The sequence below is a fragment of the Brevundimonas sp. genome, assembly GCF_036732845.1.
Lineage (GTDB): Bacteria > Pseudomonadota > Alphaproteobacteria > Caulobacterales > Caulobacteraceae > Brevundimonas.
In genome coordinates this window covers 14929-32009 of record NZ_DAINBO010000022.1, presented here as the reverse complement: position 1 = coordinate 32009, position 17081 = coordinate 14929, and the positions used below count along the sequence as shown (strand labels likewise).

The 17081-nt window shown below is 68.7% G+C and carries 17 protein-coding genes; 5 read left to right on the top strand and 12 right to left on the bottom strand.

Annotated elements, in window-relative coordinates; all coding sequences use genetic code 11:
• On the bottom strand, window positions 1-467 hold a 467-nt coding region (locus V7D63_RS09155; protein WP_333591964.1), incomplete at its 3' end, for a citrate/2-methylcitrate synthase.
• Between the two features lie 65 nt (window positions 468-532).
• Entirely contained in the window at window positions 533-1945 is a 1413-nt protein-coding gene (gene gltX / locus V7D63_RS09150) for a glutamate--tRNA ligase (RefSeq protein ID WP_333591963.1), read from the bottom strand.
• Here gltX and V7D63_RS09145 point away from each other — a divergent pair.
• The gene (locus V7D63_RS09145; RefSeq protein ID WP_333591962.1) at window positions 1944-4118 is read left to right on the top strand and encodes a ComEC/Rec2 family competence protein; all 2175 of its coding nucleotides are present in this window, start codon (window positions 1944-1946) and stop codon (window positions 4116-4118) included. The genes gltX and V7D63_RS09145 overlap by 2 nt on opposite strands.
• Here the strand turns inward: V7D63_RS09145 and lexA are convergent.
• The 5 genes from lexA to V7D63_RS09120 all read right to left on the bottom strand — a co-directional run bounded on the left by lexA (window position 4099) and on the right by V7D63_RS09120 (window position 7745).
• Window positions 4099-4791, bottom strand: coding sequence for a transcriptional repressor LexA (lexA, locus tag V7D63_RS09140; RefSeq protein ID WP_333591961.1), 693 nt, complete (start codon window positions 4789-4791; stop codon window positions 4099-4101). The two genes, V7D63_RS09145 and lexA, sit on opposite strands and share 20 nt — an antisense overlap.
• Before the next feature lie 66 nt (window positions 4792-4857).
• Window positions 4858-5181 carry a hypothetical protein gene (locus V7D63_RS09135; RefSeq protein ID WP_333591960.1) on the bottom strand — a complete coding sequence of 108 codons (324 nt, stop codon included), beginning with the start codon at window positions 5179-5181 and terminating at the stop codon, window positions 4858-4860.
• 140 nt (window positions 5182-5321) lie between these two features.
• Entirely contained in the window at window positions 5322-6122 is an 801-nt protein-coding gene (trpC, locus tag V7D63_RS09130) for an indole-3-glycerol phosphate synthase TrpC (RefSeq protein WP_333591959.1), read from the bottom strand.
• Entirely contained in the window at window positions 6119-7153 is a 1035-nt protein-coding gene (gene trpD, locus V7D63_RS09125; protein ID WP_333591958.1) for an anthranilate phosphoribosyltransferase, read from the bottom strand. The genes trpC and trpD overlap by 4 nt, the downstream gene beginning before the upstream one ends.
• A gap of 1 nt (window position 7154) precedes the next feature.
• Window positions 7155-7745 carry an anthranilate synthase component II gene (locus V7D63_RS09120; protein WP_333591957.1) on the bottom strand — a complete coding sequence of 197 codons (591 nt, stop codon included), beginning with the start codon at window positions 7743-7745 and terminating at the stop codon, window positions 7155-7157.
• A 104-nt stretch (window positions 7746-7849) separates the two neighbouring features.
• On the opposite strand from V7D63_RS09120, the gene V7D63_RS09115 reads away from it, so the two are divergent.
• Window positions 7850-8050 (top strand): peptidoglycan-binding protein, encoded by a 201-nt coding sequence (locus V7D63_RS09115; RefSeq protein ID WP_333591956.1) that lies wholly within the window; start codon window positions 7850-7852, stop codon window positions 8048-8050.
• On the opposite strand, the gene trpE is transcribed toward V7D63_RS09115, so the two are convergent.
• Both trpE and V7D63_RS09105 read right to left on the bottom strand, forming a co-directional pair.
• A complete protein-coding gene (trpE, locus tag V7D63_RS09110) occupies window positions 8032-9543 on the bottom strand; it encodes an anthranilate synthase component I (protein ID WP_333591955.1) in 1512 nt (503 codons plus the stop codon). The two genes, V7D63_RS09115 and trpE, sit on opposite strands and share 19 nt — an antisense overlap.
• Complete coding sequence (locus V7D63_RS09105; RefSeq protein ID WP_333591954.1) at window positions 9540-11450, bottom strand: peptidylprolyl isomerase; 1911 nt, start codon at window positions 11448-11450, stop codon at window positions 9540-9542. Before V7D63_RS09105 ends, trpE begins: the two co-directional genes overlap by 4 nt.
• A 136-nt stretch (window positions 11451-11586) precedes the next feature.
• Between V7D63_RS09105 and tpiA the strand changes: the two genes are divergently transcribed.
• Window positions 11587-12333 (top strand): triose-phosphate isomerase, encoded by a 747-nt coding sequence (gene tpiA / locus V7D63_RS09100; RefSeq protein WP_333591953.1) that lies wholly within the window; start codon window positions 11587-11589, stop codon window positions 12331-12333.
• 10 nt (window positions 12334-12343) lie between these two features.
• Here the strand turns inward: tpiA and V7D63_RS09095 are convergent, their stop codons facing one another.
• Window positions 12344-12883, bottom strand: coding sequence for a hypothetical protein (locus V7D63_RS09095; RefSeq protein ID WP_333591952.1), 540 nt, complete (start codon window positions 12881-12883; stop codon window positions 12344-12346).
• A gap of 147 nt (window positions 12884-13030) precedes the next feature.
• Here V7D63_RS09095 and secG point away from each other — a divergent pair, with 147 nt between their 5' ends.
• Window positions 13031-13444 carry a preprotein translocase subunit SecG gene (gene secG / locus V7D63_RS09090; RefSeq protein ID WP_333591951.1) on the top strand — a complete coding sequence of 138 codons (414 nt, stop codon included), beginning with the start codon at window positions 13031-13033 and terminating at the stop codon, window positions 13442-13444.
• Between the two features lie 92 nt (window positions 13445-13536).
• A complete protein-coding gene (locus V7D63_RS09085) occupies window positions 13537-15186 on the top strand; it encodes a CTP synthase (RefSeq protein WP_333591950.1) in 1650 nt (549 codons plus the stop codon).
• Window positions 15187-15200: 14 nt separating this feature from the next.
• Here V7D63_RS09085 and V7D63_RS09080 read toward each other — a convergent pair whose 3' ends face one another.
• Window positions 15201-16202: an AraC family transcriptional regulator gene (locus V7D63_RS09080; protein WP_333591949.1), complete on the bottom strand. Its 1002-nt coding sequence runs from the start codon at window positions 16200-16202 to the stop codon at window positions 15201-15203.
• A gap of 9 nt (window positions 16203-16211) precedes the next feature.
• Window positions 16212-17039 carry an oxidoreductase gene (locus V7D63_RS09075; RefSeq protein ID WP_333591948.1) on the bottom strand — a complete coding sequence of 276 codons (828 nt, stop codon included), beginning with the start codon at window positions 17037-17039 and terminating at the stop codon, window positions 16212-16214.
• Between the last annotated feature and the right edge of the window lie 42 nt (window positions 17040-17081).

Below are 17081 nucleotides of genomic sequence, written 5' to 3'. Positions count from 1 at the left end.
TCCAGGCTGTCGTGATAGAAGGCCGACAGGGCGCCGACGGTGCCGACCATGATCGCCATCGGATGGGCGTCGCGGCGGAAACCTTCAAAGAAGCGATCGAACTGAGAATGCAGCATGGTGTGCCGCGTGATCAGGTTCTCGAAAGTCTCGTATTCCGAGGCGGTCGGCAGTTCGCCGTGCAACAGCAGGTGACAGACCTCGACGAAGTTCGACTTCGACGCCAACTGGTCGATCGGATAGCCGCGATGCAGCAGCACCCCCTTGTCGCCGTCGATGAAGGTCAGGCCCGATTCGCAAGCCGCGGTCGAGGTGAAGCCGGGATCATAGGTGAAGGCGTCGGTTGCGCCGTACAGCTTGCGGATGTCGATCACGTCCGGCCCGGTCGAGCCTTTCAGCACCGGCAGTTCGACGGAAACGTCACCGTAGTTGAGGACGGCGGCGCCGGCGGATTTGGCTTGTTCGGTCATCAATGCCCCTGATGTTCGGGCCGGCCGCGGGGAGGCGACGGCGGAAGGATCGTTAGACGTGACGTTCAAATAGTCTGTTGCAGCGCATCATCCAAGCGCCCGAGGCTTTCTTCACGACCCAGTGACGCCAGGGTGCGGGCGATGTCGGGCGACGGGGCGCCGCCGGTCAGGGCCGCGCGCACCGGCGGGCCGATCTTGCCGAAGCCGACGCCTTCCTCTTCGGCGAAGGCCTTCAACTCGGCCTCCAGGGCGAAGACGTCCCAGGATTGGAACAGGTTCAACCGGTCGCGCAGGCGTTTCAGCCGGTCCAGGGTCTCGCCCGACAACAGGGCGCGGCCCTTGTCGTCGATGGTCAGGGGTCGGGCCTTGAGCACGAATTCCGACTGGTCGGCCAGCTCCAGCGTCGTCTTGGCCCGATCCTTCAGGAAGGGCATGGCGCGCAGCAGGCGGGTCTCGTCGTCGGGCGCCAGGGCGCGGCCGCGCGCTAGGTGAACGTCCAGCGCCGCCTTGGCCAGGCGGTCGTCGTCGGCCAGACGCAGCCAGTGGGCGTTGACGTGGGCCAGCTTGTCGAAATCCAGCCGCGCCGGGGCCTTGCCGACGCCGTCCAGGTCGAACCAGGCCTGAGCCTGTTCGTCGCCGAACAGTTCGTCGTCGCCGTGCGCCCAGCCCAGGCGGGCCAGATAGTTGCGCATGGCCTCGGGCAGATAGCCCATCTCGGCGTATTCATGCACCGCCTGGGCGCCGTGCCGTTTGGACAGTTTGGCACCGTCCGGTCCATGGATCAGCGGGATGTGGGCGAAGACCGGCCGGGTCCAGCCCAGGGCGTCGTAGATCAGGCTCTGGCGCGCGGCGTTGTTCAGATGGTCGTCGCCGCGGATGACGTGGGTCACGCCCATGTCGTGGTCGTCCACCACCACGGCGAGATTATAGGTCGGCGCGCCGTCCGAACGCAGCAGCACCAGATCGTCCAGCGCCGAGGAGTCCCATTGCACGCGTCCCTGAACGGCGTCGTCCACGGTCACGCTGACCGGATGCGGACGACGGAAACGAACCGTGTGCGGGCGGGCCAGGTCGTCGACGCCGGGTTCACGGTCGCGCCAGGGCGATTCGAAGGTGCGCCCTTCGGCCTTAGCGGCGTCGCGCAGGGCGCCGGTCTCTTCCGCCGTCAGGAAGTCGCGATAGGCGTGGCCGGTCTCCAGCAACTGGTCCACCACCTGGCGGTGGCGGTCGGCGCGGCTGAATTGGAAGATCGGCTCCTCGTCGGCGAACAGCTCCAGCCAGGCCAGGCCGTCGAAGATGGCCTTGACCGCTTCGTCAGTGGAGCGTTCGCGGTCGGTGTCTTCCACCCGCACCAGGAATTTGCCGCCGTGCCGCCGTGCGTAAAGGTGATTGAAAAGCGCCGTTCGGGCGCCCCCTATGTGCAGATAGCCGGTGGGCGAGGGGGCGAAGCGCGTGACGACGGGAGAGGCGGAGGTCATGGATAAGGGGTCCGTTGGGGCCGCCCTTATACCGCCCGACGCCGTGAATCCCAGCGCCCGTGAGCGTTTCCGCGCCTGGCTGGCCGATCAGGCCGCGGCCCAGTCCGATCGTTGGCGGCTGTGGGCGCCGGTGGCCTTTGGCGGCGGCTGTGCGGCCTATTTCGCCCTGATGACCGAACCGTCGCTGTGGCCGCTGTTGTTGGCGGCCGTGGTGACGGCCGGCGTCTGGCTGGGGGCCAAGCGGCGCGGCCTGTCGCGGCGTTGGACCCTGCCGCTGCTGATGCTGGCGTGTCTGGCTGGCGGCCTGGCGGCGGCCAAAACACGGACCTTGATCGTCGCCGAACCCGTCGCCCCGGCGATGAGCGAGCCGACGGTCATCGAAGGCTGGGTCGTGGACGTCGACAGCCGGGGCGAGCGCGGGGCGCGGGTGGTGATCGCGCCGGTGCGGGTGCGCGGCCTGGCGCCGGAACAGACGCCGACCCGTCTCAGAGCCACGGTGCGCGGCGCGCCGCCGCCGCCCGGCGCGCCAGTGCGTCTGTTCGCCATATTGAACCCGCCGCCGGCCCCGGCCGCGCCCGGCGCCTATGATTTCGGCCGCAACGCCTGGTTCCAGGGACTGGGCGGATCGGCCTTCGCCCTGGGCGAGCTGCGGCCCGCGGTCCTGCCCGATCCGCCCTGGCGGCTGGCCCTGGAGATGAGGGTCAACGCCGCGCGTTTCCGTCTGGCCCAGGCCATCGTCGCGCGGTTGGGCGAACGGACGGGCGGCGTGGCGGCGGCCATGACCACGGGACACGAGACCTGGATCATGCCCGAGGACGTGCAGACGATGCGCGATTCCGGCCTGGCGCACATCCTGTCGATCTCGGGTCTGCACATGGCCATCGTGGGCGGCTTCGTCTTCTTCGCGGTGCGGCTGGGCGTGGCCTTGGTCCCGTGGCTGGCCTTGCGGGTGTCGGGCAAGAAGGTCGCCGCCTGGGCCGGGCTGATCGCGGTGGGGACCTATCTGATCGTCTCGGGCGCGCCGCCGCCGGCCGAGCGGGCGGCCATCACCGCCTCCATCGCCTTTCTGGCCATATTGCTGGATCGACAGGCGATCAGCATGCACGCCCTGGCCGTGGCCGCCTTCGCCGTGCTGATCCTGCAACCCGAGGCCGTGGTCACGCCCGGCTTCCAGATGTCCTTCGCCGCCACCGCGGCCCTGGTGGCCCTGGCCGAGGCCTGGCCGCCGCGTACACGCGAAATCTCGGCGCCCTGGCCCATCGTCTGGAGCCAGAGGATCGGCGGCTGGATCGTCATCGCCGTGGCCGCCAGCCTGGTCGCGGGCCTGGCGACCGGCCCGTTCGCCATGCAGCATTTCAACCGCACGGCGGTCTATGGCCTGGCCGCCAATCTGATGACGGCGCCGGTCGCCGATTTCATCATGCTGCCCGCCCTGGCCGTGGGCGCGGCGCTGGAGCCGTTGGGGCTGGGCGCGCCCTTTCTGTGGCTGGCGGGCGTCGGCGTTGACCTGATGCTGGCGATCGGGGGGTGGGTCGCGAGTCTGCCGGGCGCCGTGCGCACGGTGCCCAGCGCCCCGGCGGCGGCTCTGCCCATCGCCTTTCTGGGCGTGCTGTTCCTGTGCCTGTGGAAGGGGCGGCTGCGTTGGCTGGGCCTGCCGTTCGCCCTGGCCGTGTTGGTGTGGCCCAGGGCGCCCGCGCCGGATCTCTGGATCGGCGACGGCGGAACCAATGCGGCCTTCCGGGTCGAACACGCCGCCGTCGTGGTGCGGCCCGGCGTGCGTCAGTTCGCGGTCGATCTGTGGTCACGGCGGCGCGGGTTGGAGGCGGTCGAGAGACCCGTCGAGGGGTGGACCTGCACCCGCTTCGCCTGTGCGCCGAGCCGACGAGACGCCGCCTCCATCGCGATGTGGTGGGGCCGCCGCGCACCGACGATGGAGCAGATGACGAGCCTGTGCGCCTCGGCGCCGGTCGTCAGCGTGCGGGCGGTCGTTCAATCTCTGCCGACGACGTGCAATGGACGCCTGGTGCTGGACGGGCTGGACTACGCCCGAGGCGGCGCGGTCGAGTTGTGGCGCGACGGGTCCGGCTGGCGGGCGGCGTGGACGACCCAGGCGCGCGGCGACCGGCCATGGAGCCGCCTGGGCGATCCCGACTTCAGTGATAGCGGCGGATAAGGCCCACCAGCTTGCCCTGAACCTCGACCTGGTCGGGACCGAAGATGCGGGTCTCATAGTTGCGGTTGGCCGGTTCCAGGGCGATGGAGGCGCCCTTGCGGCGCAGGCGTTTCAGCGTCGCCTCCTCGCCCTCGACCAGGGCCACGACGATCTCGCCGTTGTTGGCGGTCGCGCCCTTTTTGATGACCACGGTGTCGCCGTCCAGGATGCCCGCTTCGATCATCGAATCGCCTTCGATCTCCAGGCAATAGTGCTCGCCCGCGCCAAGCATGGCCTCGGGCACGAACAGGCGGTCGCGCTCGTGCTGGATGGCGGCGATGGGGGTGCCGGCGGCGATCTTGCCCAGCAGGGGCAGTTCGCGCACGTCGTTGGCGGCCTCGACCGAGGCGCCGCCGCCGCCCTGGATCACGCCCGGCTTGAACGGCGCGCGGCCGCCCTTGGGCGCCGAGGCCGTGGCCTGTTCCGGCAGTTTCATCACCTCCAGCGCCCGCGCCCGATGGGCCAGGCGGCGGATGAAGCCGCGTTCCTCCAGCGCCGTGATCAGGCGATGGATGCCCGATTTCGACGCCAGATCCAGCGCCTCCTTCATCTCGTCGAACGAGGGGGAGACGCCCGTCTCCTTGATGCGTTCGTGGATGAACATCAGGAGTTCGTGCTGTTTGCGCGTGAGCATGGCGGCGAATCTTCCAGAACAAGGCGTGAACCGTTGCCGATGTTCTGTAAGTGTTCTTACCTAATGTCAACTTAACGGCGGATGATCCTCGCGATAGCGATCGAGGGCGTCCTGCAGCAAGGTCGCGAACGCTCTCGGTCCATGCGTCATGAGGGCGGTCGGAATGTACTGCAGGGTTCCGTCGGACAGTCGGAGATGAACCTCGGACGTGCGTCGCGCCCAATGGTCTGCGGGCTGAAAAACGACGGCTTCGATATCCTTGAAATATAATGGCTTCTTCCAACGAAAATGTTCTAACCGGTCTTCAAGGATGACGAATGAAGGCCGCCTCTTGAAGGCAAGACTGTAGCAGTGGAAGGTCAGCGCCGCCGCCATGATCAGGGCGGTCATCGCCGTGCCTTCCCAAGGTCCTCGCCCAGAATAGCCCGCGCCGTCTGTAGCGATCAGGGAACAGCCGTACGCCGTCAGGATCGGGACGGCGAGAACGGCCAAGGTGACCTTGAGCGCACTCGCACGGGGCGGGTCATCGCTCACGCCATCAAGGCCCGGGTCGCCGCCTCGACGTCCGATTGACGCATCAGGCTTTCGCCGACCAGCACGGCCTGGGCGTCAGCGGCCGCGACGCGGGCGACGTCGTCGGGCGTGAAGATGCCGCTCTCGGCCACCAACAGGGCGCGCACCGGGCTGAGCAGGGCCAGGCGTTCGGTCACGGCCAGGTCGACCTGGAAGGTGCGCAGGGAGCGATTGTTGATTCCGACCAGAACGTCGTCTCGATCCTCGACCAGTTCACAGGCGCGGGCCATTTCGGTCTCGTCGTGGGTCTCGATCAGGGCGTCCATGCCCCAGCGATCCGCCTCGGCCAGCAGGTCGGCGGCCAGGGCGTCGTCGATCATGGCCAGGATGATCAGGATGCAGTCGGCGCCGAGCGCGCGGCTCTCGGCCACCTGCCAGGGATCGACCAGGAAGTCCTTGCGCAGGCAGGGCAGGGCGACCGCGTCGCGAGCGGCGGCCAGATAGGCGTCGTCGCCCTGGAAGCTGGGACCGTCGGTCAAGACGGACAGACAGGACGCGCCGCCGCGTTCATAGGCCTGGGCCAGGGACGGCGGGTCGAAGTCGGCGCGGATCAGGCCCTTGGACGGACTGGCCTTCTTGATTTCGGCGATCAGACCGGGACGGCCGACTCCGCTGGCGCGCTCCAGCGCGGCGCGAAAACCGCGCGGCGGAGAAGCGTCACGGGCGGCGGTTTCGACAACGCTCCGCGGCCGAGCGGCCTTGCGGGCGGCGACCTCGTCACGCTTGTAATCGGCGATGCGGTCCAGGATGTCGTTCACGGCTCGGGCGTCTCGATCGGGGTGTTGGTGGCCGCGACCAGGGCGTCCAGGGCGCGGGCGGCGCGCCCATCGTCGATGACGGCGGCGGCCAGGGCGGCGCCCTGGGCCAGATCGGCCGCGCGGTCGGCGACCACCAGGGCGGCGGCGGCGTTCAACAGCACGATGTCGCGATAGGCGCCGGGCGCACCGTCCAGCAGGGCGCGCAGAGCGTCCGCATTCTCTTCGGCGTCGCCGCCGCGCAGGGCCGAGATGTCGGCGCGGGGCAGACCGGCGTCCTCGGGCGTGACCTGGAAGCGGCGGACGGCGCCGTCTTTCCACTCGGCGACCTCGGTCGGTCCCGTGGTGGTCAGTTCGTCCAGACCCTGGCCGTGAACGGTCCAGGCATGCACGGCGCCGAGCCGACCCAAGACCTCGGCCAGCGGCTCCAACAGGCGCGGATCATAGACGCCCATCACCTGCCGCTTCGCGGAAGCCGGGTTGGAAAGCGGCCCGAGAAGATTGAAAACCGTACGGAACCCGATCTCGGCGCGCACCGGCCCGACGTGCCGCATGGCGCCGTGATAGGCGGGAGCGAACAGGAAGGCGATGCCCGCCGTCTCCAGCGCCCGCAACTGCTGGGCCTGATCGGCCTGAAGGTTGACGCCCAGCGCCGCCAGCACGTCGGACGAACCCGACTTGGACGACAGGGCGCGGTTGCCGTGTTTGGCGACCTTCACCCCCGCGCCCGCCAGCACCAGGGCCGCGGCGGTGGAGACGTTGTAGGTGTGCTGGCCGTCGCCGCCGGTGCCGCAGGTGTCGATGACGTCGTAGGGGTGATTCAACGTCAGGGCGGCGTCGCGCATGGCCGTGGCGAAGGCGGCGATCTCATCGACCGTTTCACCGCGAATGCGCAGGGCGGTGACGGCCGCCGCGACCTGCGACGGCGTCGGTTCGCCACGCAGACAGGCGGCGAAGAAGGCGCGCGCCTCATCCGACGACAGCACGCGGCCGTCGACCAGCTTGGCCAACAAGGGCTTGAAGCCGTCGGACACTTCAGGCGGCCTTCAGACGCTTGACGCCCGCCAGGTCCAGGAAGTTGGCCAGCATCGCATGGCCGTGCTCGGTGGCGATGGATTCGGGATGGAACTGAACGCCGTGAATCGGCCGGGTCCGGTGCTGCAAGCCCATGATCTCGCCGTCGGCCGTCCAGGCGGTGACCTCCAGCTCATCCGGCAGGGTCTCGCGACGCACGGCCAGCGAGTGATAGCGCGTCGCGGTGAAGGGCGACGGCAGGCCGGCGAACAGGCTCTTGCCTTCATGCAGGATCGGCGAGGTCTTGCCGTGCATCAGGGTCTTGGCGCGGATCACGTCGCCGCCGTAGGCTTGGCCCATGGCCTGGTGGCCCAGACAAACGCCCAGGATCGGCATGTCCTGCGGCGCCGTCTCCAGCAGCGGCAGACATATCCCCGCCTCGGTCGGCGTGCAGGGTCCGGGCGACAACAGCACCGCCTGGGGCTTCAGCGCCCAGGCTTCCTCGGCCGTCAGATCGTCGTTGCGCACCACGTGCGTCGTGGCGCCCAACTCCGCGAGGTAGTGGACGAGGTTGTAGGTGAAGCTGTCGTAGTTATCGACGACCAGGATCATCCGGCGGTCTTAAGGCGGCATGGTCTCCGCGCCAAGCGGATGCGTGCGGGAAAGGTCTCGTTAACCTCGAACCTGTGTCATCGGCACGAAGAGGAATCGTCGCCATGACCGAAGCCGTCGCCAAGGCCCGCACGCTGTTGACCGCGTCGCAGGACAAGCCGGGCAGCCCGTGGGCGGCCCTGTTCGCCGCCGGTCTATGCGCCTCGGCCGCCGTGCTGATGGCGGGCGTGGTGATCCTGGGACCAGGCGTGTCGATGGAGCCGCCTCACGGACAGGCCGCCGCCGTTCAGCCCCTGGAGCCGTAACGCCAGGCCTCGGCCGCCGCCCGCATGGGTGCGCGGGCCTTGAAGACCGTTTCCGCGTGTTCGGCCTTAGGATCGCTGTCGGCGACGACGCCCGCGCCCGCCTGCACATAGGCCCGGCCGCCGGTGAACAGGGCGGTTCTCAACACGATGCAGACGTCGGCCTCGCCGTTGGCCGAGATGTAGCCCACGCCGCCGCCATAGCCGACGCCGCGCTTCTCGGTCTCCAGTTCGTCGATGATCTCCATGGCCCGCACCTTGGGCGCGCCCGACAATGTGCCGGCGGGCAGGGCGGCCAGCAGGGCGTCGACGGCGTCGATCCTGGGATCGGCCCGGCCTTGGACGTTGGAGACGATGTGCATGACCTGGCTGTAGCGTTCGATGACGAAGCTCTCGGTCACCTCGACCGTGCCGGGCGCCGAGACGCGGCCCACGTCGTTGCGGCCCAGATCCAGCAGCATCAGGTGCTCGGCGCGTTCCTTCGGATCAGCCAGCAGTTCGGTCTCCAGCGCACGATCAAGCTCGGGCGTCTCGCCGCGCGGACGGGTGCCGGCCAGGGGGCGGATGGTCACGCGTCCGTCCTTCAGCCGCACCAGGATCTCGGGACTGGACCCCGCCAGTTGGAAACCGCCGCCGTCCAGGAAGAACAGATAGGGCGAAGGGTTCTGACGCCGCAGGGCGCGATAGAAGGCGAAGGGGTCTTGCGGCCATTCGGCCGAGAACCGATGGCTCAGCACGACCTGAAAGATGTCGCCGGCGGCGATATAGTCCTGGGCCGTCCGCACCATGGCCGAAAAGCCCGCCTCATCGAGGCGAGAGGCGAAATCGGGCGTCGCGGCGGGCGCTTCGCCGGTCACCGGCGCGGCGGTCGCGGGCAGGGGACCGCGCAGGGCGATCTCAAAGGCGTCAAGCCGGGTGACGGCGTCGGCGTGAGCCGCCTCGGCCGAGACGCCGCCGTCGGGATAGGCGGCCGAGACCAGCACGATCTCATGCTCGACCGAATCGAACACCGCCACCAGCGACGGGCGGCCCAGGACGGCGTCGGGCAGGTCCAGCGGATCGGGATTGGCGGCGCCCAGCGGCTCCAACAATCGGACCATGTCATAGCCGAACACGCCGAACAGACCCGCGGCCATGGGCGGCAGGCCCTCGGGCAGATCGAACCGGCTGGCGGCGATCAGGGCGCGCAGCGATTCCAGTGCGGGCAGGGCTTCGGGCGTGAACGCCGCCCCCGCGATCGCCGGGCCGCGCGCCGTCTCGGCCCAGCCGTCGCGACAGCGCCAGACGATGTCGGGGTCCAGGGCGACGATTGAATAGCGGCCGTTGACCGCGCCGCCTTCGACCGATTCCAGCAGACAGGCGTAGGGCCGTCCGTGGCCGACCTTGAGAAAGGCCGAGACCGGCGTCTCCAGGTCGTCGATCAGGCGGCGGACGACGACCTGGGGGCGCCCGGCGGCATAGCCGGCCAGGAAGGCGTCGCGATCCGCCGTCGTCATTGCGCCGGGGCGGCGGGGGCGGCCGGGTCCTGGACGCCCAGGGCTTGCAGCGCCAGGGCCGGATCGTTGCGAGCCTTCACCCGGCGGGCGGCGGCGCCCATCGAATCCTGGACCAGGGCCTCCATGTACTCCTGGGTCAGACGCGGCCGGGCCTGTTCACCCAGGGCGGCGGCCAGGGCGGGAACGGCGGCATGGATGGCGTCGACGCGGCCGATGACGGTGCTGTCGCCGCTCTGCGGTTCGACGAAGACCTGGTTGCGGCCCTGGGTGAACAGGCCGCGCATGACGCCCTGGCCGATCTGGGTCTGGACCGCGCCGGTCTGTTCGACGCCGGTGCGGGTGGTCACCGAAGCGCCCACGGACGAGGCGACGGCGGCGATGTCCTGACCGCCTCGGATGCGGCGGGCCAGTTCGTCGGCCTTGGCGGCCAGCAGGCGGGCGTTCTCACGCGCGGTCCACTGGGCGGCCAGGGGCGCGCGGATGTCGGCCAGGGTCGGCAGTTGCGACGGGCGCACATCATCGACGCGGATGACGAAATACTGGCCCTGACCGGCGTCGATCACCTCGGATTCGCCGCTCTTGCTCAGCGCATAGGCCTGGGTCAGCACCTGCGGCGGCGCGTTCAGCGGTTGGCCGTCCGGCAGCTTGCCGTCCTGGGTGAAGGGCGGCAGTTGCACGATGCGGGCGCCGACCTGTTGCACGGCCTGTTGCAGGGTCTTGCCCTCGGAACGGGCGCGCTCATAGGCCTCGACCGCTTCATAGGTCTTGGCGCGGGCGTCTTCCTGGCGCAGCTCGGCGACGATGGCGTCGCGAACACCCTCCAGGGTCGCCGCCTGACCGGGCGTGACCGAGGTCAGCTTGACGACGGCGAAGCCCACGCGGGCCTGGATCGGGTCGGACACCGACCCGGCGGTCATGCCGAACACGGCCTCGGCCACGGCCGGGTCGCCCAGGGCCGATTTCGGCGCGGCGTCGAAGTCGGCGGGGCGGATGTTGTTGGCGCGGCCGACTTCCTGGGGCGATTGCCCGGCGCGCAGGGCGGCGGCCACGCGGGCGGCGACCTCGCGCGTCGGAGCCGTCAGGGTGACGAAGCTGCGCTTCTCCGGCTGCGACAGGGCGGCCTTGCGGAACTCGAAACGCTCGCGGATTTTCTCTTCGCTGATGGCCGCGCTCTGCTGTTCGCGGCTGGGCGCGAACAGGATGATCGAGACCATGCGGAACTCGGGACGGCGCAACTGGGCGGCGTTCTGGTTCATGAAGGCGGTCAGTTGGGCGTCGGTCGGCGCGGCGGCGCGGCCGGCCATGGCCTGGGTCACGGTGAACCAGCGGCCGTCACGCGTCTGGCGCGCCTGATTGGCCAGCAGGGCGGCGTAGATGCGCGGGATGCGCGCGCCGGCGGCCAGGCCCGCGCCATAGTGTTCGACGATCGACTGGTCGCGGAAGTCCTGCTCCAGATCGGCCGGGGTGACGCCTTGCTGGGCCAGGGCCTGTTGGTACTGGGTTTCGTCGAACTGGCCGGTCACCTGGTTGAAGAAGGCCGGGATCTCGCGGATGCGCTTGACGATCAGGTCCTTGCCGGGGCGCAAGCCCGCGTCCCAGGCCCAGGCCAGGAAGCCCAGGTTGCGGGTCTGGCTCTCCAGGAACCGCTGGTGCAGGTTCTCCTTGACCATCTCCTCGACGGTCACCGGACGTCCGGCCTGTTCCTGCACATTCTCGCGCACGCGGTCGAAGACGGCGCGGAACTGGACCTGGTTCATGCTGCGGTCGCCCGCGGTGATGACGTGCTTGGGTCCGAAGTTGGCGAAGACATCCATCTGCGAGCCGACGACGGCGAAGCTGATGATCAGCAGGACAAACAGGCCCGCGGCCCATTTGGACTTAGCGAAATTGCGGAAGTGGGTGATCATCGGTGAACCTAAGCTCGCGGCGAGGACGCGTCGTATCCGCCTATAGAGGGGCGGCGGGCGTGACCGCAAGAAGGCGAAAGCCATACCTCGGCTCTTGCGGCTTGGCTTGACGGCCGCCCGGTCCTAGACAGACCGCATGAAACAGACCGTGAAGCTGATCGTCGGCAACTGGAAGATGAACGGCCTGGCCGCCGACCTGGCCGAGGCCGAGGCCCTGAAATCCGCCCTGGAGAGCGAGCCGAGCGCCCATCGCGTGGCCCTGTGCCCGCCCGCGACCCTGATCGCCCAGGCGGCCTGGCGGCTGAAGGGCGGCGCGGTCGAGATCGGCGGCCAGGATTGTCACGCCCAGGCGGCCGGGGCCTACACCGGCTCCGTCTCGGCGGCCATGCTGAAGGACGCGGGCGCGGGCCTGGTCATCCTGGGCCACTCCGAACGCCGTCAGGGTCTGGGCGAGACCGACGCCGACGTCGCGGCCAAGGTCGAGGCGGCGCTGGCCGCCGGTCTGGAGCCGATCGTCTGCGTCGGCGAGACGCTGCAGGAACGCGAGGCGGGCCGGGCGGTCGAGGTCGTCTCGGGCCAGGTCAAGGCCTCGCTGCCCGACGCCGTCGTCGGCAAGGCCTTCGCTGTCGCCTATGAACCGGTCTGGGCCATCGGCACCGGCCTGACGCCGACCCTGGACCAGATCGCCGAGGTGCACGCCGCCGTGCGCGCCGCCTTGGTCGAGCGGCTGGGGGAGGGCGGGCGCACCGCGCCGATCCTGTACGGCGGCTCGGTCAAGCCCGCGAATGCGGCGGAAATCCTGGCGGTTCAGGATGTCGGCGGCGCCCTGGTCGGCGGCGCCTCGCTGAAGGCCGCGGACTTTCTGGGCATCATCCGGGCATGATGGGCCGGGCTTAGGGGTCTGGCCAACGATCCGTGGGCAACTGAGCCTCGATCAGCGCAACGCGTTCGACTTCCAGTGCGGCGTCAGTAAGGCTTCGAGCCGATGCTTGTGTGCGCCTTGCGTCAATCCATACCCGCAATTTGACCCGTTGGCCGCCGATGGTGAACACGAGGGTGCTGTCGCTAACGCGATGCCCCTTGAAGCCATTGCCGTCCTTGCGGAACGATTCCGCCAGCATGGCGAAGCCCTCGGGTGCGACGAGGGTGTAGCTTTCACTGCGGTAGCCGCTGCTGGAGGTGACGCTTCCACTCTTGGAGCCTGTCAGCTCCTCGACCGAGTAGGCCTGCATCAGTTGATCGTCAGCCTGTTTGAACCGACGGCGGACCCGTTCAAGCAATAGGCGCAGAGCCTCGTCTGAACCGCGGTTCGGGTCCGCCTGATAGTCTCGGTACAGTTCAAAGATGACGCCTCGCAGCCAGCGGACATCCAGATCGCCTGGCGGCGTTTTTTCACTCCAGTTTGAGTTCAGATGCTCAAACGAAATCGGCATCACACTGTCCCCCTCGCCACCGGAGCTTTATGTATCGTCGGTATGCACCGATAAGTCGAGCGGCAGGAACGGCGCGTTGCCCCGCCGCCACAACAATGATAGACGCCGCCGCTTGATCGGCGCGCCCGCGCCCACATGTAAGCCGCCATGCTCCAGACCATTCTTCTCGTCGCCATGATCCTCGTCTCGATCGCCCTGACCGGGGTGATCCTGCTGCAACGCTCCGAAGGCGGCGCGCTGGGCATGGGCGGAGGGCCTTCGGGCTTCATGACGGCGCGCGGGGCCGGCAATCTGCTGACGCGGGCGACCTCGATCCTGGCGACCCTGTTCTTCCTTCTGGCCATCGGCCTGACGGTGTCGGGCAATATGACCCGCGCCAACCGTTCGGTCGTGGATGCGGACGCCGTCGGCAAGCTGGCCGTGGGCGACGAAGCCCCGGCGGCCGCCGCCGCGCCCCAGCAGCCCGCCCAGCCGGCCCCGGCCCAAAACGCCGCGCCGTCGCTGGAGGATCTGGAAGCCAGTCTGCCGAGCGCCCAGGCGCCGGCCCAGCCGCAGCAATAAGGGGGATGAGCCGGGCGGTTATCCCCGGCTTCCTCTCCCGCCCTCAAAGTCTCCAGCGTTCAGCCGCCGAATCGGCGGTAGGGTGATCTCCCATGGCCCGTTACGTGTTCATCACTGGCGGCGTGGTTTCCTCATTGGGAAAAGGCCTCGCTTCCGCCGCTCTCGGCGCGCTTCTGCAAGCGCGCGGCTACACCGTCCGTCTGCGCAAGCTGGACCCCTATCTGAACGTCGATCCGGGCACGATGAGTCCGTATCAGCACGGCGAGGTCTTCGTGACCGACGACGGAGCCGAGACCGACCTCGACCTGGGCCACTATGAGCGGTTCACGGGCGTCTCGGCGGCCAAGTCGGACAACATCACGACCGGCCGCATCTATTCGACCATCCTGGAGAAGGAGCGGCGCGGCGACTATCTGGGCGCCACGGTCCAGGTCATTCCCCACGTCACTGACCAGATCAAATCCTTCTGCCTGACCCCGGCCCTGACCGACGACGGCCAGGAGGCGGACTTCGTCCTAGTCGAAATCGGCGGCACGGTCGGCGACATCGAGGGCCTGCCCTTCTTCGAGGCCATCCGCCAACTGGGCCAGGACCTGCCGCGCGGCCAGTCGTGCTTCGTGCACCTGACCCTGCTGCCCTTCATCAAGACCGCCGGCGAGATGAAGACCAAGCCGACCCAGCACTCGGTCAAGGAGCTGCGCTCCATCGGCATCCAGCCGGACATCCTGCTGTGCCGTTGCGAACAGCCGATCCCGGCCGACGAGAAGCGCAAGATCGGCCTGTTCTGCAATGTGCGTGAAAGCGGCGTCATCCAGGCCATGGATTCGGCCGACATCTACGCCGTGCCGCTGGACTATCATCGTGAAGGCCTGGACGCCGAGGTTCTGGCCCATTTCGGCATGACCGACGCGCCCGCGCCGGACCTGTCGCGCTGGACCGAGATCGTCGATCGCCGCCTGAACCCGGACGGCGAGGTCACCGTGGCCGTGGTCGGCAAATACACGGTGCTGAAGGACGCCTATAAGTCCCTGATCGAGGCCCTGCACCACGGCGGCGTCGCCAACCGGGTCAAGGTCAATATCGACTGGGTCGAGGCCGAGACCTTCGAGGGGGATCGCGACGCCTGCGAGGCGCGGCTGCAAGGCGCCCACGCCGTGCTGGTGCCCGGCGGCTTCGGCGAGCGCGGGGCCGAGGGCAAGATCCTGGCGGCCCGCTTCGCCCGCGAGCGCAACATTCCCTATTTCGGCATCTGTTTCGGCATGCAGATGGCGGTGATCGAGACGGCGCGGAACCTGGCCGGCTTCCCCATGGCCTCATCGACCGAATTCGGCCCGACGTCCGAGCCGGTCGTCGGTCTGATGACCGAATGGACCCAGGGCAATCAAAGGGTCCAGCGCGAGCAGGGCGGCGACCTGGGCGGCACCATGCGGCTGGGGGCCTATGATTCGACCTTGGAGAACGGATCGAAGATCGCCGACATCTATGGCGGCCAGGCCATCAGCGAACGGCATCGCCATCGCTATGAGGTCAACATCAACTACCGCGAGGCGCTGGAGGCCGCGGGCATGCGTTTCGCCGGCCTGTCGCCGGACGGCGTCCTGCCTGAAACGGTCGAGCGCCCTGACCATCCGTGGTTCATCGGCGTCCAGTACCACCCGGAGCTGAAGAGCCGCCCCTTCGCGCCCCACCCCTTGTTCGCCGGCTTCATCGAGGCGGCCGTGGTGCAGAGCCGACTGGTCTAAGGCGGCCTGAGCGTTCAGTGCGGGGCGCGCCACCGCGCGGGCGTGACGCCCTCCCACGTGCGGAAGGCGCGGTAGAAGGACCCCTTGTCCTGAAACCCGAGCAGGAAGGCGATCTCATCGACGCTGTTGCGGGCGTCGGACAGCAGATGTCGGCTGAGTTCACGCCGCACCTCGTCCAACAGGCCGCGATAGCTGGACCCCTGTTCCGTGATCCGGCGTTGCAGCGTCCGCTCGCTCATGCCCAGTTCGCGCGCCACATCGGCGATGTCGGGCTTGCCGCTGGCGATGCGGCGCTGGATCAGGATCTTGACCTGATCCGATAGCGAGGAGCGAGCCTCGATCTCGCCCAACGACGCCGCCAGCGAGGGGTCCAAGACGGCCAACAGCTCGGGGTTATGCCCTGCGAAGGGCAGGTCCAGGTCGGCGCGGTCCAACACAAGGGCGTTTTGCCCGCACCCCGTATGGATCGGCGCATCGAAATAGCGCTCATGCGTCTCGCTGATCGGACCACGGCGGGTCATCTCGACCCGGATCGGCCGAAGATGGCGTCCCGTGCCGCGACGACCCAGCTCCAGGACGGCGGCGAAGGCGACGTCAGCCGTCGCATCGGGTTCGGGCGCGTCGGCGTGCAGCCAATGCACCGAGACCCGGCATTCTGATCCGGTTTCCTCCACCGTCAGCGCCTCGGGCGTGCACAACCGCTTGAACCGCCCCAGCCGGAACAACCCGTCACGGAAATCCCGCGCGAAGAAGGCCGACAAGGTCGCGGGCGGATGAAGCGAGGCGTCGGTCTCCATCGTCATCCGCAGACCGACGGCAGGGTCTTGCGACAGGGTCTCGACCGCCCGCCACAGGACGAAATACTGCGCCGTCGTCAGCCAGGCGTCCGGCGTGACGTGCAGGGCGGCCGAAAGCCGCGCCTGACGCAGCAGAGCCGGGGCGGACAGGCCCATCCGCTCCGCCGCCCGCCAGAAGGCCTGCGGCAACCGGAAGCCGTCTCTGGCGTCGCTACGCATCGCCACGGCTCACATCTGGCTCTTGATCAGACGGTCGAAGACGCGGTCGCCCAGCCATTTGCGCACGCCGATCATCAGCTTCGCATAGCGGCCCGCCGCATAGCGCGTCTTGGGCCGACGCGCCTTGACGGCGTCGCCCACCACATCGGCGATGACCCTGGGGTCCGTGCCCCGGCCCTGGCCGTAGCTGCGGTTCATGGAGGCGGCGACGCCCTTGGCCATCTTGGCGTAGGCGCCCGCGCCCGACCGTTCAAGCAGGCCCTTGGACGCCGCGTCGCCGAAACCGGTCTCGATGAGGCCCGGCTCGATCACCACGACGCGGACGCCGAACGGCTCGACCTCCAGCCGCAGACTGTCTGACCAGCCTTCCAGCGCGTGTTTGGTGGCGTGATACCAGGCGCCCAGCAGGGTGTAGATCTTGCCCCCCATCGAGGTGATGTTGACGATGGTTCCCGACCGACGCGCCCGCATCGCCGGCAGCAGAAGCTGGGTCAGCCGCGCCGGGCCGAAGACATTGACCTCGAACTGATACCGGGCCTCGTCCAGCGGGATCTCCTCGACCGGGCCGTACAGCCCGTATCCGGCGTTGTTGACCAGGACATCGACGCCGCCCGACCGTTCGGTGATGGCCGCGACCGCCGCGACGATGTCTTCGTCCTTGGAGATGTCCATCCGCAACGGCACGGCCCCGCGCTGGGCCAGATCGGCCATACGGGCGGTGTCGCGGGCGGCGACATAGACCAGATAGCCGTCGGCGATCAGACGCTCGGCTATGCGCTTGCCCATGCCGGACGACGCGCCGGTGACCAGGGCGGTGGGTTGGGTTTTATTTCTCATCGTCTGCGCCTCTCGCTCTTGCAGTTGACGCAAGATGGACGA

What these genes read in the sequence shown, in the direction of transcription:
- V7D63_RS09115 (WP_333591956.1), top strand. Translation starts at nt 7,850, where the DNA reads ATGACCGAAGCCGTCGCCAAGGCCCGCACGCTGTTGACCGCGTCGCAG.
- V7D63_RS09120 (WP_333591957.1), bottom strand. Translation starts at nt 7,745, where the DNA reads ATGATCCTGGTCGTCGATAACTACGACAGCTTCACCTACAACCTCGTC.
- trpE (WP_333591955.1), bottom strand. Translation starts at nt 9,543, where the DNA reads ATGACGACGGCGGATCGCGACGCCTTCCTGGCCGGCTATGCCGCCGGG.
- secG (WP_333591951.1), top strand. Translation starts at nt 13,031, where the DNA reads ATGCTCCAGACCATTCTTCTCGTCGCCATGATCCTCGTCTCGATCGCC.
- gltX (WP_333591963.1), bottom strand. Translation starts at nt 1,945, where the DNA reads ATGACCTCCGCCTCTCCCGTCGTCACGCGCTTCGCCCCCTCGCCCACC.
- V7D63_RS09080 (WP_333591949.1), bottom strand. Translation starts at nt 16,202, where the DNA reads ATGCGTAGCGACGCCAGAGACGGCTTCCGGTTGCCGCAGGCCTTCTGG.
- V7D63_RS09095 (WP_333591952.1), bottom strand. Translation starts at nt 12,883, where the DNA reads ATGCCGATTTCGTTTGAGCATCTGAACTCAAACTGGAGTGAAAAAACG.
- tpiA (WP_333591953.1), top strand. Translation starts at nt 11,587, where the DNA reads ATGAAACAGACCGTGAAGCTGATCGTCGGCAACTGGAAGATGAACGGC.
- V7D63_RS09085 (WP_333591950.1), top strand. Translation starts at nt 13,537, where the DNA reads ATGGCCCGTTACGTGTTCATCACTGGCGGCGTGGTTTCCTCATTGGGA.
- V7D63_RS09105 (WP_333591954.1), bottom strand. Translation starts at nt 11,450, where the DNA reads ATGATCACCCACTTCCGCAATTTCGCTAAGTCCAAATGGGCCGCGGGC.
- V7D63_RS09135 (WP_333591960.1), bottom strand. Translation starts at nt 5,181, where the DNA reads ATGACCGCCCTGATCATGGCGGCGGCGCTGACCTTCCACTGCTACAGT.
- lexA (WP_333591961.1), bottom strand. Translation starts at nt 4,791, where the DNA reads ATGCTCACGCGCAAACAGCACGAACTCCTGATGTTCATCCACGAACGC.
- V7D63_RS09145 (WP_333591962.1), top strand. Translation starts at nt 1,944, where the DNA reads ATGGATAAGGGGTCCGTTGGGGCCGCCCTTATACCGCCCGACGCCGTG.
- V7D63_RS09075 (WP_333591948.1), bottom strand. Translation starts at nt 17,039, where the DNA reads ATGAGAAATAAAACCCAACCCACCGCCCTGGTCACCGGCGCGTCGTCC.